The 15,035-nt window shown below is 74.0% G+C and carries 17 protein-coding genes; 13 read left to right on the top strand and 4 right to left on the bottom strand.

The annotated features are described in order from the left end of the window. Positions 1 to 15: 15 nt before the first annotated feature. From FHR78_RS09290 to FHR78_RS09280, 3 genes are all read right to left on the bottom strand, one after another. Positions 16 to 585 carry a hypothetical protein gene (locus FHR78_RS09290; RefSeq protein ID WP_166760219.1) on the bottom strand — a complete coding sequence of 190 codons (570 nt, stop codon included), beginning with the start codon at positions 583 to 585 and terminating at the stop codon, positions 16 to 18. A 71-nt stretch (positions 586 to 656) separates the two neighbouring features. Beyond that, entirely contained in the window at positions 657 to 1,940 is a 1,284-nt protein-coding gene (locus tag FHR78_RS09285; protein ID WP_166760218.1) for a hypothetical protein, read from the bottom strand. Next, positions 1,937 to 2,242, bottom strand: coding sequence for a hypothetical protein (locus FHR78_RS09280; RefSeq protein ID WP_166760217.1), 306 nt, complete (start codon positions 2,240 to 2,242; stop codon positions 1,937 to 1,939). Before FHR78_RS09280 ends, FHR78_RS09285 begins: the two co-directional genes overlap by 4 nt. 327 nt (positions 2,243 to 2,569) lie before the next feature. Between FHR78_RS09280 and FHR78_RS09275 the strand changes: the two genes are divergently transcribed. The 13 genes from FHR78_RS09275 to csrA all read left to right on the top strand — a co-directional run bounded on the left by FHR78_RS09275 (position 2,570) and on the right by csrA (position 14,052). Next, positions 2,570 to 2,965 (top strand): flagellar FlbD family protein, encoded by a 396-nt coding sequence (locus tag FHR78_RS09275; RefSeq protein WP_166760216.1) that lies wholly within the window; start codon positions 2,570 to 2,572, stop codon positions 2,963 to 2,965. After that, the gene (locus FHR78_RS09270) at positions 2,965 to 3,765 is read left to right on the top strand and encodes a motility protein A (RefSeq protein WP_166760215.1); all 801 of its coding nucleotides are present in this window, start codon (positions 2,965 to 2,967) and stop codon (positions 3,763 to 3,765) included. The genes FHR78_RS09275 and FHR78_RS09270 overlap by 1 nt, the downstream gene beginning before the upstream one ends. Further along, positions 3,762 to 4,796, top strand: coding sequence for an OmpA/MotB family protein (locus FHR78_RS09265; protein WP_347878129.1), 1,035 nt, complete (start codon positions 3,762 to 3,764; stop codon positions 4,794 to 4,796). Before FHR78_RS09270 ends, FHR78_RS09265 begins: the two co-directional genes overlap by 4 nt. Before the next feature lie 46 nt (positions 4,797 to 4,842). Continuing rightward, entirely contained in the window at positions 4,843 to 5,790 is a 948-nt protein-coding gene (locus FHR78_RS09260) for a flagellar motor switch protein FliM (RefSeq protein ID WP_347878128.1), read from the top strand. Then, positions 5,787 to 6,518, top strand: a complete 732-nt coding sequence (fliN, locus tag FHR78_RS09255; protein WP_166760214.1) for a flagellar motor switch protein FliN — start codon at positions 5,787 to 5,789, stop codon at positions 6,516 to 6,518. Before FHR78_RS09260 ends, fliN begins: the two co-directional genes overlap by 4 nt. Before the next feature lie 2 nt (positions 6,519 to 6,520). Then, on the top strand, positions 6,521 to 7,108 hold the full coding sequence (locus FHR78_RS09250; protein ID WP_166760213.1) for a flagellar biosynthetic protein FliO: 588 nt from the start codon (positions 6,521 to 6,523) through the stop codon (positions 7,106 to 7,108). A 221-nt stretch (positions 7,109 to 7,329) separates the two neighbouring features. Beyond that, positions 7,330 to 8,211, top strand: coding sequence for a flagellar type III secretion system pore protein FliP (fliP, locus tag FHR78_RS15635; RefSeq protein ID WP_432207151.1), 882 nt, complete (start codon positions 7,330 to 7,332; stop codon positions 8,209 to 8,211). Then, positions 8,211 to 8,486 (top strand): flagellar biosynthesis protein FliQ, encoded by a 276-nt coding sequence (gene fliQ, locus FHR78_RS09240; RefSeq protein ID WP_166760212.1) that lies wholly within the window; start codon positions 8,211 to 8,213, stop codon positions 8,484 to 8,486. Before fliP ends, fliQ begins: the two co-directional genes overlap by 1 nt. Positions 8,487 to 8,492: 6 nt before the next feature. Next, positions 8,493 to 9,245 (top strand): flagellar biosynthetic protein FliR, encoded by a 753-nt coding sequence (locus tag FHR78_RS09235; protein WP_347878126.1) that lies wholly within the window; start codon positions 8,493 to 8,495, stop codon positions 9,243 to 9,245. Between the two features lie 2 nt (positions 9,246 to 9,247). Then, on the top strand, positions 9,248 to 10,480 hold the full coding sequence (locus FHR78_RS09230) for an EscU/YscU/HrcU family type III secretion system export apparatus switch protein (RefSeq protein WP_166760211.1): 1,233 nt from the start codon (positions 9,248 to 9,250) through the stop codon (positions 10,478 to 10,480). Further along, entirely contained in the window at positions 10,480 to 12,531 is a 2,052-nt protein-coding gene (locus tag FHR78_RS09225) for a flagellar biosynthesis protein FlhA (protein WP_166760210.1), read from the top strand. Before FHR78_RS09230 ends, FHR78_RS09225 begins: the two co-directional genes overlap by 1 nt. 19 nt (positions 12,532 to 12,550) lie before the next feature. After that, complete coding sequence (locus FHR78_RS09220) at positions 12,551 to 13,678, top strand: hypothetical protein (RefSeq protein WP_166760209.1); 1,128 nt, start codon at positions 12,551 to 12,553, stop codon at positions 13,676 to 13,678. A gap of 119 nt (positions 13,679 to 13,797) precedes the next feature. Next, positions 13,798 to 14,052, top strand: coding sequence for a carbon storage regulator CsrA (csrA, locus tag FHR78_RS09215; protein WP_166760208.1), 255 nt, complete (start codon positions 13,798 to 13,800; stop codon positions 14,050 to 14,052). Positions 14,053 to 14,127: 75 nt separating this feature from the next. On the opposite strand, the gene FHR78_RS09210 is transcribed toward csrA, so the two are convergent. Continuing rightward, a complete protein-coding gene (locus FHR78_RS09210) occupies positions 14,128 to 14,985 on the bottom strand; it encodes a spermidine synthase (protein WP_166760207.1) in 858 nt (285 codons plus the stop codon). Positions 14,986 to 15,035 lie beyond the last annotated feature (50 nt).

The following is a 15,035-nucleotide window of genomic DNA, read 5'->3' as shown; positions in this document are numbered from 1 at the left end:
CTCGGTCGCGCAGGATCACGTCCACCGCAGCGTCCTCACGATCGAGTCGGCATGGTGGAGCTCCGCCTCGACGTGGGGACCGCCGATCGCCCGGAACGAGAGCATGAGGCAGGCCCCGGCGCTGTCGGGCAGGGCGATCAGGTGATCGAGGGAGGCGCTGTCGGTCTCGTGCCCCTGGCCCCTCCGCCGAGCCGCGTCTGCGTCCGGCGCGCAGGCTTCGGGGTCGCCCACGGCGATGACGTCGTCGACCACGTCGGCGAGGGGCACGGCCTCGCGCCGGGCTCTCCGCAAGGCCGGGCCGGCGGGGAGGGAGACCCGGACGAACCGGGGCGCCACGGGATCGTCATCGTCTACGAGGCGGTCTTCGGTGTCGAGGCCGGTCCCCGCGACGACCGAGACAGTCAGCGACATGGGGCCGATGCCGGTGCGGGACGGGCCGGCATGCACGAACAGGTCGACGACGCCGGTGGCCCGGGCCCGGGCGACGAGGCGGGTCACGGTCTCGCGGAAGCGGTGACGGGCGAGCGCCGAGCGGGCGGAATCGTCGTCGCGGGTCAGGAACCGGTGCTCTGCCGATCGGACCACGGCCTGGTCGTCGTCCCTCAGCGAGAGTCGATGCCACCCGACGGGAAGCGTGATGGCGTATCCGCGAGCCATCAGAGGCTCCCGACGTGGACCGCGGTCTTCGTGTCCCAGTAGGTACCGGCACCGTAGTCGCGGCCGTGACCGATCACCTCGACTCCCGATCTGACGAAGTCCACGGCACCGTAGGGACCGATCGCCGCCGCCCAGGCGATCCCTGGTCTCCACACCTGCGCGGCCAGGGGCCCTCCGCCGCCGGCCGCGAGCAACCGCAGCTGCGTGAGTTCCCACGCGCCCCCGGTCAGGAGGCCATCAACGACGCGGGTGACCGGACTCGCAGCGATGGCGTCGGCCAGCCGGCCGACCTTCGCCTCTTCTGCCACGCGGGCACTGCGGAACGCGGCATCGACCTTGCGGGCAGGCACCCTCCCGGACACCGCCTTGCGCGCCGCTGCCATCGAGCGGCTCGTGACGACCGACTTGCGGGTCGCCGCCACGGCCGTGGCGACGGCGCGCGCGCCGCTGATGCCGACCACAGCCATCCCGACGTCGACGAGGTCGGCGAGCACGTCACCGACGGTCGCGTCGCCGGCGACCGCCTGGGCCAGGGTGAGCAGCAGCGTGACGGCGGCGAGCGCGAGACCCACGGCCAGGAGGGCAGGGGCTGCCGCGGGGAACACGATCGCCGCCACGGTGAGCACCGGCCCGAGGGCCTTGAGCACGTCCTTGACGACGTTGATGACGCCGCGGTTCTCGTGGACGAACTGCTTGGCCGGATCGAGCCACGAATCCTTGAGCTCGTCGTCGCCGGCCGCGACCAGGGCGGCCACGAAGGCGTCGTCGAGGAGGCCGAGCTCGCCCCCGCCGCCCGACCCGACGAGCTGGCGGACGACCCCGAGCGCGTCGTCGTGGTCCGACGAGCTGGCGGCGATCGCCCGCTCGCGGGTCTCGATCTGGTCGGCCTCCTCGACCGTTCCCGGTGTGGCGTCGACGGGCAGTGCTCGGGCGCGTCGCCCGGCGACTGCGGCGGCCTCCGCGTCGGCGAGCGCCGCGTCCGCCCGCCTCTGCAAGCCCTCGAGCCCGGTCGCGTAGGCGTCGAGCGCGGCGGCCAGCCCCGCGTAGCGCGCCTGTGCGCGGGCGATCGCATCGGCGAGCACCGGCGCGTCCGTGGCGAACGTGCGACCGGAGTCGGCGTCCCAGCCCTCGGCGGTGCCGAGGCGGCGCAGGTCGGCGACCTGCGACTCGATGAGCTGGGCTGTGCCGCGCGCGTCGGTCGCCGTGGCCCGGATGTCGTCAGGGCGTCCCGGCACGGGATCGGACGCGAGGTCGAGCGCGGACCAGTCGGAGGGGCGCGTCACGGCGTGCCCCCCACCTGCGCGGGCGGCGTCATCGATGCGGCGAGGTCGTCGTCGACCTGCGTGAACGCCGCGGCGGTGCGCTCGGCCATGGTGCCGACCGCCTCGATCGACTCAAGCAGGCGACCTCGTCGGACGGACCAGTCGTCGACGAAGTCCCGCAGGGCGCCGACGCTGCGCGGCGTCGCCAGGCCGGAGTCCGGCCCGAGCGTCGACGCCGTCGAGCCCAGTCGCGTGTGCAGCAGGGACAGCCCGACGGCGACCTGCCGCACCCTCTCGAGATCGATGTCGATCGCCTGCGCCACCCGCGCCTCCTCGGTGTCATGAACAATGTGACATACCGTACTGACCTGTCCGTCGTCGGGCAAGCTGGCGCCGGGGCCCTGTGGAGAGCAGGTTGCCCCTCTGTGTCCGAGTGGTCACGAACGGCTCGTCGAGCCGTCTCGGAGGACCAGAACCGACCACTCGACCGCCGGGCCCGACCCCGGGCCCCGACCCCGAGACCGACCCCGACCCCGACCCGCGCCTAACGTCCGCCCGCCCCCGGCCGATAGTGACCCCTGAGCAGCTCAGGACGAGCAGCTCGCCCGCCCCACGGACGGTGGCGGGAGACACAGACCTAGGACGGGCCGATGATCGTCGTCACGCGACTCAACGACAGCAGATTCGCTGTCAACCCAGACCTGATCGAGCGCATCCACGAGACGCCGGACACGACGCTGATCATGGTCGACGGGGCGAAGTACATCGTCACCGAGCCGATGGCCGCCGTGATCGAGATGATCGCCCGCTACCGCGCCCGCATCGTCTCGCTCGCCTACGACGCGCCCGACGTCGCCGCCCCGGCCACGCAGCCGCTCGGCAGCCGCACGTCGACCGGCCCGCAGCTCGGCATCGTCCGCGGCTCGCGCGGCGACGGAGGCGGCGGCCTCGTCAGCGCCCTCCGCCCGGCCCCCGAGGCGCCCGCCACCGCACCCGCCCCCACCGCGCCCGCCACCACCGCCCCCGCACCGACGGGAGCCCGCTGATGGATCCGGCGACGATCATCGGCATCCTGCTCGCGTTCGGCGCGCTGTTCGGGATGATCAAGCTCGAGGGCGTGCACATCGAGGGCCTGCTGCTGCCGGCGCCGATCATCCTCGTCTTCGGCGCCACCATCGCGATCGGCATCGCCGGCACGACGATCAAGGACGCGATCCTCAGCTTCAAGAAGATCGTCCGCGCCTTCACCGGCAAGGTGGTCGCCCCGCAGTCGGTCATCGACGACGTCGTGGCGCTCGCCGAGAAGGCGCGCAGCGAGGGCCTGCTCTCGCTCGAGCAGGAGGCCGACAAGCTCGACGACCCGTTCGTCAAGGGCGCCCTGCAGAACATCGCCGACGGCACCGACGGTGAGGAGCTCCGCATCCTGCTCGAGGACGAGATGGAGTCCCGCCTCGCCGCCGACCGCACCGCCTCCAAGTTCTTCATGAGCCTCGGCGGCTACGCCCCCACGGTCGGCATCGTCGGCACGGTCGTCAGCCTCACCCACGTGCTCGAGAACCTCGCCGAGCCCGACAAGCTCGGCCACATGATCGCCGCGGCCTTCGTCGCGACGCTGTGGGGCCTGCTCAGCGCCAACTTCATCTGGCTGCCGATCGGCGCCCGCCTCAAGAAGCTCGCCGACCTCGACGAGGCCCGCATGACGCTGCTGCTCGAGGGCGTGCTGGCCGTGCAGGCGGGCAGCCAGCCGCGCCTCCTCGGCGAGCGCCTCCGCGCCATGGTGCCGACGCACTACCTCGAGGGCGGCTCGAAGCCGAAGGCGACGGCCGACGCGGGGGTGCCGGCGTGAGCGGCTCGCGCGGGGCCCGCGTGAAGAAGGGGCACGCCGAGGACGAGCACCCCGACGAGCGCTGGATGGCCTCGTACATGGACATGATCACGGTGCTCATGTGCATGTTCATCGTGCTCTACGCGATGTCGACGGTCGACCAGGACAAGTACATGGCGCTGCGCAACTCGCTGGCGACCGGCTTCGGGCAGACCGACATCGGCGCGATCGACAGCGCCTCGGGCACGGTCGTGCCGGCCTCCGACGTCACCGAGGACGGCAAGGGGTACTCCACCGGCGACGAGACGGACATGAGCAAGACGGCCGCGAGCGGCACGGACGGCACGGCCGAGCAGCTCGCGCAGGCCGAGCTCGACGACCTGACCGCCATCAAGGAGGCGATCGCGTCGGGGCTCGCCGGCTCGGGCCTCACCGCCGACGTGCAGTTCGCGACCGACGCCCGCGGCCTCACCGTGCGGCTGGTCGGCTCGGAGACGTTCTTCGGCACGAACAGCGCCGACCTCAGCGACACGGCCCGCCGCGTGATGGACGCGATCGCGCCCGTGCTCCGCACCGCGGGCCACGACGTCTCGATCGAGGGGCACGCCGACCAGCGCAGCTCGACCGCTCCCTACGCCACGAACTGGGAGCTGTCGTCCGCCCGGGCCACGCAGGTGCTGCGCGACCTCGTCGAGCGGGGCGGCCTGCCGGTCGAGCACGCGCAGGCCGTGGGCTTCGGCTCGTCACGGCCGCTGACGACCGGCGGCACCGAGGCCGACTTCGCCACGAACCGGCGGGTCGACATCGTGGTCCTCTCGAACCAGTCCGACGACGTCAGCGCGCTGCTGCCCGAGCTGCAGCAGGCGGCCGAGGGCGCAGGAGGCGCGGTGACGGCCGGCAGGAACGCCCCCGCCGAGAGCCCGCCCGCCGTCGAGGAGGCCGCCGCCACCACCACGACGACCGAGGGCGAGGCCGCCGAGGGGACGGGCGGGAAGGCCGAGGACGAGACCGAGGACGCACACGCGGAGGGGGCCCAGTCCGGGGGGCACTGACCCCGCGGGGCTAACGACGAGGAGGCGCGGGCCGAGAGTGCCGGTCGTGACGCTCCTCGAGACCCTGCCCCCGGGCACGACCGCACCGGCCCTGGCCGGCGCCGCCGTGCGCCCGCCGCGGCAGGTCGAGATCTACGACTTCCGCCGCCCGACGACGCTGCCGCGCGAGCACTCGCGCGCCCTGGAGCTCGCCTTCGAGACGTTCGCGCGCCAGTGGGGCACGCAGCTGACCGCCAAGGTGCGGGTGCTGTCGCAGGTGACCTGCGAGCAGCTGCAGGTGCTGACGTACGACGAGTTCGCCTCGTCGCTGCCCGCGACGACGGCGATGGTGCTCTGCAGCTTCGAGGGCGTCGCCCCCAAGGCGGTCATCCAGTTCCCGACCTCGGCCGCCCTCGGCTGGGTCGGCCACATGCTCGGCGGCACCCGCCCGGCGACCGTGCCGGAGCGCACCTTCACGCCGATCGAGCAGGCCCTCGTCCGCCGCCTCATGGAGGACGCCCTCGACGACCTCCGGTACTCGTTCGGCAACCTGCTCGTCGACCAGATCAGCGTCGGCGGGTTCCAGTACAACTCGCAGTTCGCGCAGGCGGCGCAGAAGTCCGACTTGATGATCGTCGCGTCGTTCGACATCCGGGTCGGCGAGCGCAGCGCGGCCGGCACGGTGGCCATCCCGGCCGAGGTGCTGCTGCCCCAGCTCGGCGAGTCCGAGGCCGCCGCCGACCCGGCCGAGGTGCGACGCCTCGTCGGCGCCCAGCTCGCCTCCGTGCCCGTCGACGTGGCCCTCCGCCTCGCGCCCGCCGCGGTGCTGCCGAGCGTCGTGCTCGACCTCGCCGTCGGCGACGTGCTGCCGCTGCCGCACCCGCAGTCCCGCCCGCTCTCGATCACCGTCGACGACCAGGTCGTCGGCCGTGCCGCGGTCGGCTCCGCCGGGTCGCGCCTCGCGGGCATCGTCGTCTCCACCTCCCTGTCCGGCCCCGAAGAAGGAACCTCATGACCGGCACGACCATCACCCTGCACACCGCCGCGGCGGAGGCGCTCGTCGCGCAGCTGCCGACGCCCGTGCCGCTGCGGGCCGTGCCCGTCGACGCCGCGACCGCGCAGGCCCGCCGCAGCACCGCCTCCTCGGCCGTCGTCACCTCGTTCGTCGGCTCGCTCTCGGCCGACACCGCCCTGCTGCTCGCCGACATGGACCAGCTGTCGGCCGCGGCCGGCACCGACTCGCCCCTCGTCTCGGTCGTCGACGTGCTCCGCCCGGCCCTCGAGGCCGCGACCGCGGTGCTCGGCGCCGGCGTGCTCGGCGACAGCCGGCTCGAGTCGGCCGACGCCCTGTTCGCCGACCCCGCCACCGTCGTGTTCGACCTGGCCGCCGCGGGCGAGACCGTCGGCTGGTTCGCCGTGCGGCTCCGCGAGGACGGCACCGTCGGCCTCGTCTCGTCGTCCGCGCCCGCCGCCTCCGCCGGCCCGCTCGGCGCCGGCAACCTCGGCCGCATCAACAACGTCGAGATGCAGCTCACGGTCGAGATCGGCCGCACCCGCATGTCCGTGCGCGACGTGCTCGGCCTCGAGCCCGGCGCCGTCGTCGAGCTCGACCGCTCGGCCGGCGCGCCCGCCGACGTGCTGCTCAACGGCCGCCTCATCGCGCACGGCGAGGTCGTCGTCGTCGACCAGGACTACGCCGTCCGCATCACCCGCATCCTCGACGTCGCCGACGGCGTCGCCTGATCGTGGACACGCTCTTCGTCGCGCTGCGCGTCGCCCTCTCGCTGGGCGTCGTGCTCGCCCTGCTGTGGGTGCTGCAGAAGCGCATCGCGAAGGGCGGCCTGCGCCCGGGGCGGGCCTCCGCGCCCGTCACGGTCGTCGCCCGTCAGGGCATCGGCGCCAAGGCCAGCGTCGTCGTGGTCGACGTCGAGGGCGAGCGGCTCGTGCTCGGCGTGACCGAGTCGTCGGTCACCGTGCTGGCCGCCGCCGACGTGCCGGCGCCCGTCGAGCCCCCGCTCGCGCTCGTCGCGTCGAGCGCGCCCGCGGTCGAGGCCCCGCAGGAGGCGCGGGTCACCCCGATCGTCCCGGTCGCCTCCCCGAGCTTCGACGCCGTGCTCGCCGCCGACGCCTCCGCCGACGCCTCCGCCGACGGGGCAGCTGCCGCCGGCGGCGCGCCGATGCTGCGCCCGCGCGGCGCCGAGCGCCGCGCCGCCGCCCGCGACCCCCGCGAGCGCGCCCGTGGCCGCTCGGCGAAGGCGATCGAGGGCTCGATCCTCGCCCCCGACACCTGGCGGCAGGCGGCCGCCGCCGTCCGCGCCGGACGCGCCGGATGACCGGCAGCGCCGCGCACCGCGCGACCGCCGCCGCCGCGCACCGCGCGACCCGCGCCTCCTTCGGCTCCGCCCTGCTCGAGCGCGTGCGCCCGACGCTGCGCGACGGCCTCCGCGGCGCCCCGCTGCCGCACGCCCGCCTCGGCGCCCCGGCCGTCGGCGCCGCCCCCGTCCGCTTCGCCGACACGCGGCTCGCCCGCGCGGTCGTCGTGGCCCTGCTCGCGATGGTGGTCGCGTCCGGGCTCGTCATGCTGATCGGCCAGCAGGCCTCGGCCGCGCCGTCCGCGCCCACGGCGCCGACCGCCCCGGCCCAGCCCGGCACGGGCGCCGGCAGCACCGACGGCACCGACGCCACGTCCGGCACCGGCACCGGCATCGGCGAGACGCCCGACTTCACCGAGTCCGACCAGACCGTCACCGACGGCACCGGCACGGGCGGCCTCAACATCGACATCAACGGCCCCGACGGGGCGCCCAGCCAGGCGGTCGTGACCCTGCTCGGCATCACGCTGCTCAGCGTGGCGCCGGCCCTGCTGCTGATGATGACGTCGTTCACGAAGATCTTCGTCGTGCTCGCGATGACCCGGAACGCGCTCGCGCTGCCGTCGATCCCGCCGAACCAGGTGCTCGCGGGCCTCGCCCTGTTCCTGAGCCTGTTCATCATGGCGCCGATCCTCGGGCACATCAACGACGACGCCGTGCAGCCCTACCTGAACGGGCAGCTCGACTTCCAGGGCGCGATCGACGCGGGCGCCGCGCCCCTGCGCGAGTTCATGCTGGCCCACACCCGCGAGGAGGACCTCGCGCTGATGACCCGCTCCGCCGACCAGCCGAACCCGGCCACCCAGGCCGACGTGCCGATGCTGACGCTGATCCCGTCGTTCATGATCAGCGAGCTGCGCGCCGCCTTCATCATCGGCTTCGTCATCTTCATCCCGTTCCTCGTCATCGACCTCGTCGTCAGCGCCGCGCTGATGTCGATGGGCATGATGATGCTGCCGCCGGTGATGATCTCGCTGCCGTTCAAGATCCTGCTGTTCGTGCTCGTCGACGGCTGGGGGCTCATCATCACGAGCCTCATCGAGAGCTACCAGGTGGCTGCCTGATGGACTCGAACGCCGTCCTCGACCTGTCGATGCAGGCCCTCGTCATCACGGGCAAGCTCGCCGCGCCCGTGCTCATCACCTCGCTCGTCGTCGGGTTCGCGATCTCGCTGCTGCAGTCGATCACGCAGATCCAGGAGGTGACCCTCGCGTTCGTGCCCAAGGCCGTCGCGGTCGGCATCGCCCTGATCGTCTGCGGCCACTGGATGATCAGCGAGATGGTGACGTTCACCACCACGGTGTTCGACCGCATCCCCCAGCTGCTGAGCGGGGGCTAGGCCGCCGTGTCCGTCGACCTCAGCTGGCTCGAGGCCACCCTGCTCGCCGCCGTGCGCATGACCGCCTTCATCGTCGTGGCGCCTCCCTTCTCGTACCGGGCGTTCCCGGGGCGCGTGAAGGCGATGCTCGGCGTGGGCCTGGCGCTCGCCGTCGCGCCCCGCGTCGCGCCCGGCTACGAGTCGCTCGACACGGGCGGCTTCGTGCTGGCCCTCGTGCTCGAGCTCGTCGTGGGCGCGGTGCTGGGGTTCCTCGTGCTGCTCGTCTTCGCGGCGATCCAGTCCGCCGGCAGCCTGATCGACCTCTTCGGCGGCTTCACGCTCGCGCAGGCCTTCGACCCGCAGTCGATGATCAACGGCGCCCAGTTCACCCGGCTGTTCCAGATGACGGCGCTCGCGCTGATGTTCGCGAGCGGCGGCTACCAGGTGCTGATCGGCGGCCTGACCCGCTCGTTCGACGCGTTCCCGCTCGGCCTCGGCATGGACCTCTCGCACCCCGTCGAGCTCATGACGAACGGCGTCTCGCAGATGTTCCTCGCGACCCTGCAGATCGCCGGCCCCCTCTGCGTCGTGCTGTTCCTCGCCGACGTCGGGCTCGGCCTGCTCAGCCGCGTCGCGCCCGCCCTCAACGCCTACGCGATGGGCTTCCCGCTCAAGATCCTGATGACCGTCATGCTCGCCGGCGGCGTGTTCCTCGCCCTGCCCGGCGTCGTGGACAGCCTCACCGGCGACGCGGCCGACATGGTCCTGGGGGTGAGGTAGCGATGGCGGACGACAGCGGCGAGCGCTCCGAGGCGGCGACCGACAAGCGGATGAAGGAGGTCCGCTCGAAGGGCCAGCTCTCGCGCTCGCAGGACCTCAGCGCGTGGGTCGGCGTGGGCGCGGCCGCCGTCATGATCCCGAGCACCATCCAGCGCGGCGCCGAGGCCGGCACCGACCAGCTGCTCTCGATCGGCCAGGTGATCCGCCACCCCGACGACACCACCGTGCTGCAGCTGCTCGGCGGCGGCGTCGGCTCGATGGCCGCCACGATCGGCCCGATGCTCGCGGTCGTCGGCGTCGCCGTGCTCGCCACCGCCGTCGTGCAGGGCGGCGTGCACGTCAAGAAGATGACCGGCAACTACCAGCAGTTCAACCTGCTCAACGGCCTCAAGACCACCTTCGGCACCCAGGCGCTCTGGAACGGCGCGAAGGCCCTGATCAAGACCGCCGTCGTGGGCCTCGTGCTCTGGACGGCCGTGCAGGGCCTCATGCCCGTCCTCATGAGCGGCGGCGGCCTCAGCGTCTCTGCCCTGCTCGAGGAGGCGTCGGCCGGCACCGCCGTGCTGCTGCAGGCCGCGATCGCGGCCGGCCTCCTCCTGGCGGCCGCCGACGTCTTCGTCGTCATGCGCCGCAACCGCAAGAAGACGCGGATGACCAAGAAGGAGGTGCGCGACGAGCACAAGAGCAGCGACGGCGACCCCCTGGTCAAGTCCCAGCGGCGCTCGCGGCAGCTCGCGATGAGCCGCAACCGCATGATGGGCGCCATCGTCGACGCCGACGTGGTCATGGTCAACCCGACCGACTACGCCGTCGCCCTCAAGTACGAGCCCGGCAAGGCGGCGCCCCGCGTCGTCGCGAAGGGCGCCGGCGCGGTCGCGGCCCGGATCCGTGAGCAGGCCGAGGCCGACGGCGTCCCGCTGGTGGCCGACGTGCCCCTGACCCGGGCGCTGCACGCGTCGTGCGGCCTGGGCGAGGAGATCCCCGTCGACCTCTACACGCCCGTCGCCCGCGTGCTCACCTTCGTGATGGCCCTCAAGGCGCGCGGCGCGACCGCCGCGGTCGGCCGGGCCCACGCGAACCCCAGGCCGACCACCGCCGACGAGGTGTCGAGCGTGCTCGCCCCCGAGTCGCTCGCCCCCGACGCGGTGCCGCGCGCGATCCGCACGGCCCGCGCCGCGCCTCCTGCGCCTGCCCCCTCGCTCTCCCGTCCCGCCGCCACCGGAGGAACCGCCTGATGAAGAAGACACTCCCCAAGCTCGCCGTGCCGGTCGGCGTCGTCGCGATCGTGCTGCTGCTCGTCGTGCCCGTGCCGGCGCCGCTGCTCGACGTGCTGATCATCCTCAACATCCTGCTGGCGCTGGTGATCCTGCTCACGACGCTGTTCGTGAAGAAGCCGCTCGACTTCTCGGTGTTCCCGTCGCTGCTGCTCGTCGCGACGCTGTTCCGCCTCGGCCTCAACGTCGCCTCGACCCGCCTCGTGCTCGGCGAGGGCTACGCGGGCGACGTCATCGCGGCCTTCGGCCACGTGGCGGTCAGCGGCTCGATCATCATCGGCGCGGTCATCTTCTGCATCCTGATCATCATCCAGTTCGTGGTCGTCACGAAGGGCGCCGAGCGCGTCGCCGAGGTCGGGGCCCGCTTCACCCTCGACGCCATGCCCGGCAAGCAGATGGCGATCGACGCCGACCTCAACGCCGGCCTCATCACCGACGAGGTCGCCAAGGAGCGCCGCGCGGCCGTCAGCGCCGAGGCCGACTTCTACGGCTCGATGGACGGCGCCTCGAAGTTCGTCAAGGGCGACGCGATCGCCGGCATCCTCATCATCGTCATCAACCTGGTCGGCGGCGTCGCGATCGGCGCGATCCAGAACGGCATGGCGATCGGCGAGGCCCTCAGCCACTACGGCCTGCTCACCATCGGCGACGGCCTCGTCACCCAGATCCCCGCGCTGCTCATGGCGGTCAGCACGGGCATGATCGTCACCCGGTCGGGCGCCGACAGCGACATGGGGTCGCAGGCGGCCTCGCAGCTGTCGCAGTCGCGCATCGCGATCATGATCGCCGGCGTCGCGGCGATCGGCATGGGGTTCATCCCCGGCATGCCGATCATCCCGTTCCTCGTGATCGGCGCCGGCCTGCTGCTCGTGTCGCAGCGGCTGGCCGCGAAGGCGAAGGCCGAGGAGGCGCAGGAGGCCCTCGAGGCCCTCGCCGCGCCTCCTGCCCCCACCGACACCACCGAGGACCTGCTCGAGCAGATGCGCGTGCACGCGCTCGAGATCCTGCTCGCGCCCGACCTCGTCGACATGGTCAGCGGCTCGTCCGACGACCTGCTCGGCCGGGTCAAGGCGCTGCGCCGCAAGATCGCCGTCGACATGGGGATCGTCGTGCCGCCCGTCCGCACCCGCGACAGCGTCGACCTGCCGCCGTCGACCTACTCGATCCGCATCGCCGGCGTCGAGGCCGGGCGCGGCGTCGCCCCGGCCCGCTCGGTGCTCGCGCTCGGCGACCAGCTCGACGGCCTGCCCGGCACGGCCACGATCGAGCCCGTGTTCGGCCTCGCCGGCAAGTGGGTGCCCGCCGAGATGCGGCACAGCGCCGAGATGACCGGCGCGACCGTGATCGACCGGGTCTCGGTGCTCGTCACCCACCTGTCGTCGATCGTCGCCGACAACGCGGCCCGGCTGCTCAGCCGCGAGGACGTCCGCGTGCTCACCGAGGGGCTCAAGCAGGTCAACGCCTCGGCGATCGACGACCTCGTGCCCGGCATGCTCTCGCTCGCCGAGCTGCAGCGCGTGCTGCAGGGGCTGCTCGCCGAGCGCGTGCCGATCAACGACCTCGGGCGCATCTGCGAGGGGCTGACGCTGCGGGCCAAGGTGTCGACCGACCCGGAGGGCCTCGTCGAGGCGGCCCGCGCCTCCCTCGGCCCGGCGCTCACCGCCCGGCACCTCGACCAGGGCGTGCTGCGCGTCATCATGATCGACCCCGGCCTCGAGCAGTCGATGCTCGAGGGGCTGCGGCCGTCGGACCAGGGCACGCAGATCCTGCTCGACGGCCACCGGGTCGAGCAGGTGCTCGGCTCGCTGCGCGACTCCGTCGCCGCCGTCGAGGCGCAGGGCCTCAGCGCGGTGCTCGTCTGCGCGCCCGCGCTGCGCCCCGCCATCCACCGCCTCGTCTCGGCACAGCAGGGCGGGCTGCCGGTGCTGTCGTACCAGGAGGCCACGGCCGCCGGCTCGACCATCGAGACCGTGGGCGTCGTGCGCGCCGCCGACCCGATCACGGCGGCCTGACGTGCCGACGCGCAGGGTGATGAGCGGCGAGTCGCTCGAGGCGCTCCGGGCCGAGGTGCGGGCCGTCCACGGTCCCGGCGCCCGCATCGTCGCGGCGCAGAAGGTCACCGTCGGGGGAGTCGCGGGCCTCCTCGCCCGCAAGCACTACGAGGTCACCGTCGAGGTGCCCGACCCGCGCACCGACGTGCCGGTCGCGCGCGTCACCATCACGCCGCCGGCGTCCCGGGCCGGCATCGCCGCGCTGCTCGCCGACGCCGACGCGGGCGACGGGCCCGAGCCGCGCGCCGCCGCCAGGCCGCGCACCGCCGCCGAGCCGCGCGTGTCCGCCGGGCCGCGCGACCCGTTCGACGACGTGCTCGCCGGCCGCGACGGCCAGGCGGCCCGGGTCGTCCGCGCCGTGCCGGCGTCCGCCGCCGCGGGGCAGCCGCGCCTCGCGGAGAGCCCCCGCCGTGCCGCCCGCGCGGCCGCGGCCTCCGCCGCCGCGTCGGCGCTCGACGCCGCGTCGCCCGCCGGGCCGCCCGCCGCGCCCGCCGGCGACCTCTCGACCCGCACCGACGCCTTCGCCGAGATCATGGACGACTTCGCCTTCAACGGCATCGCCGCCCCCGAGGCGCCCACGGCCGAGATCGAGGAGGCGCCCGCCGGCCCCCTGACGACCGCCGCCGCCTTCCTGGCCGCGGCCGCCGCCTCCTCGTCCGCACCGGTGCCCGTCGGCCCGGGCGCCGCGGGCGACCTGACGGCGCCGTCCGTGCTGCGCGGGGCCGGCGACCTCGTGGTCGTCGTGGGGCGCCCCGGCGACGCGTTCCGCGTGGCCGCCCAGATGGCGACGTCGTTCGGGCTGCGCTCGGTCGACGCCGCCGACCGCCGCGGCGCGATCCTGGCCCGGGCGACGGGCGTGCACGAGGACTCGGCCGTCGTCACCGCCCTCGCGTGGGACGCCGCCGCGCCCGCCGTCCTCGAGGCGATCGCTGCCGACCAGGTCTGGGTGGCCGTCGACGTCGGGCGCAAGCACGACGACACGGCGCGCTGGGTCGAGGCCGTCCGCGCCGTGCAGCCGGTGGCGGCCGTCGCCGTGGTCGGCGAGGACGACACGGCCACGCCCGGCACGGTGCACCTGCTCGGCGTCCCCGTCGGCTGGCGCGCCTGACCCCAGGCCCCCCTGCCCCGGCCCCCCGTCGGAGGTCGAGAGGCCCCGGATCGACTTCCGGCGCGCCTCCCGGGTCGATCTGGGGCCTCTCGGGCGTCTCGCACCCTTAAGGTGGGGGGATGCTGGTGTTGACGCGCAAGGTCGGGGAGCGGATCCTCATCGGTGACGACATCGTCATCACCGTGCTCGACTCGCGCGGCGACGGCGTGCGCATCGGCATCGACGCGCCCCGCGGCGTGAAGATCCAGCGCGAAGAGGTCGTCAAGGCCGTCACCGAGGCCAACGTCGAGGCCGCCGGCGCGACGTCCGCGGCCGACGCCGAGGCCCGACTGCGCGCCGCCCTCGGCGGCCCCGCGCCCCGCACCGACCGGTAGCGCTCCCCGCGAGCAGCGCCCCCGGCGCCCCGGAGCGCCCGGCCGGCCCAGATCGCCCGGCCGGCCCCGGGATCCCTACCGCGCCCCGAACACGCTCCGGGAGGGCTCCGGCGACGGCACCGCGGTGGCGTCGGTGACGACGGGGGCGCCGGCGACGAAGTCGCGGAGCTCGCGCCCGTGCACCACCTTCGCCGGCAGAGGGTCCGACGAGTAGAGCCGCGGCATGCGGTCGGTGGGCAGCGGCGAGGGCGAGCCGATCAGCACGACGTTGCCGAACCTCCTGCCCTTGAGGGTGGCCGGGTCGGCCACCGCCGCGACGTGCTCGAACACGGTCGAGAGGGTCGACGCCTGACCGCGGGCGAAGGCCAGCCCGGCGCCGTCGGCCGAGTTCACGACGAGCATCCCCGTGGGCGAGAGGAACGCGGAGGCGGCGGCGTAGAACTCGAGGCTCGTCACGTGGGCGGGGATGCGCGACCCGCCGAAGACGTCGACGACGAGCAGGTCGACCGACCCGCGCAGCCCGGTCGGCAGCTTCTCCATCACCTCGCGGGCGTCGCCGTACCGCATGCGGATGGAGGCGCCCCTCGGGAACGGCAGCCGCTCGCGCACCAGCGCGATCAGGTCCGCCTCGAGCTCGATCACCTGCTGCCGGGAGCCCGGCCGCGTCGCCTCGACGTAGCGGGGCAGGGTAAGGGCGCCGCCGCCGAGGTGCAGGGCGGTCAGGGGGCCGTCGGGCAGCAGGTCGATCGCGTGGCCGATGCGGCGCACGTACTCGAAGGCGAGGTGCGTCGGGTCGTCGAGGTCGACGTGCGACTGCGGGGTGCCGTCCACGACCAGCGTGTACGAGCCGGGGCGGTGCCGGTCCTCGTCGACGCGGGCGAGGCCCGCTCCGATCGAGACCTCGGCGGGCGGGTCGTCGTGGGGTGCGGCCATGTCCCGATCCTCCCACCCGGGCGCCCGGGGCGGGAACAGGACGGCGCCGC

This window comes from Frigoribacterium faeni, from assembly GCF_011761235.1.
Taxonomy (GTDB): domain Bacteria; phylum Actinomycetota; class Actinomycetes; order Actinomycetales; family Microbacteriaceae; genus Frigoribacterium; species Frigoribacterium faeni_A.
The sequence above is the reverse complement of the archived record's forward strand: the minus strand, read 5'-3'. Positions and strand labels throughout refer to the sequence as shown.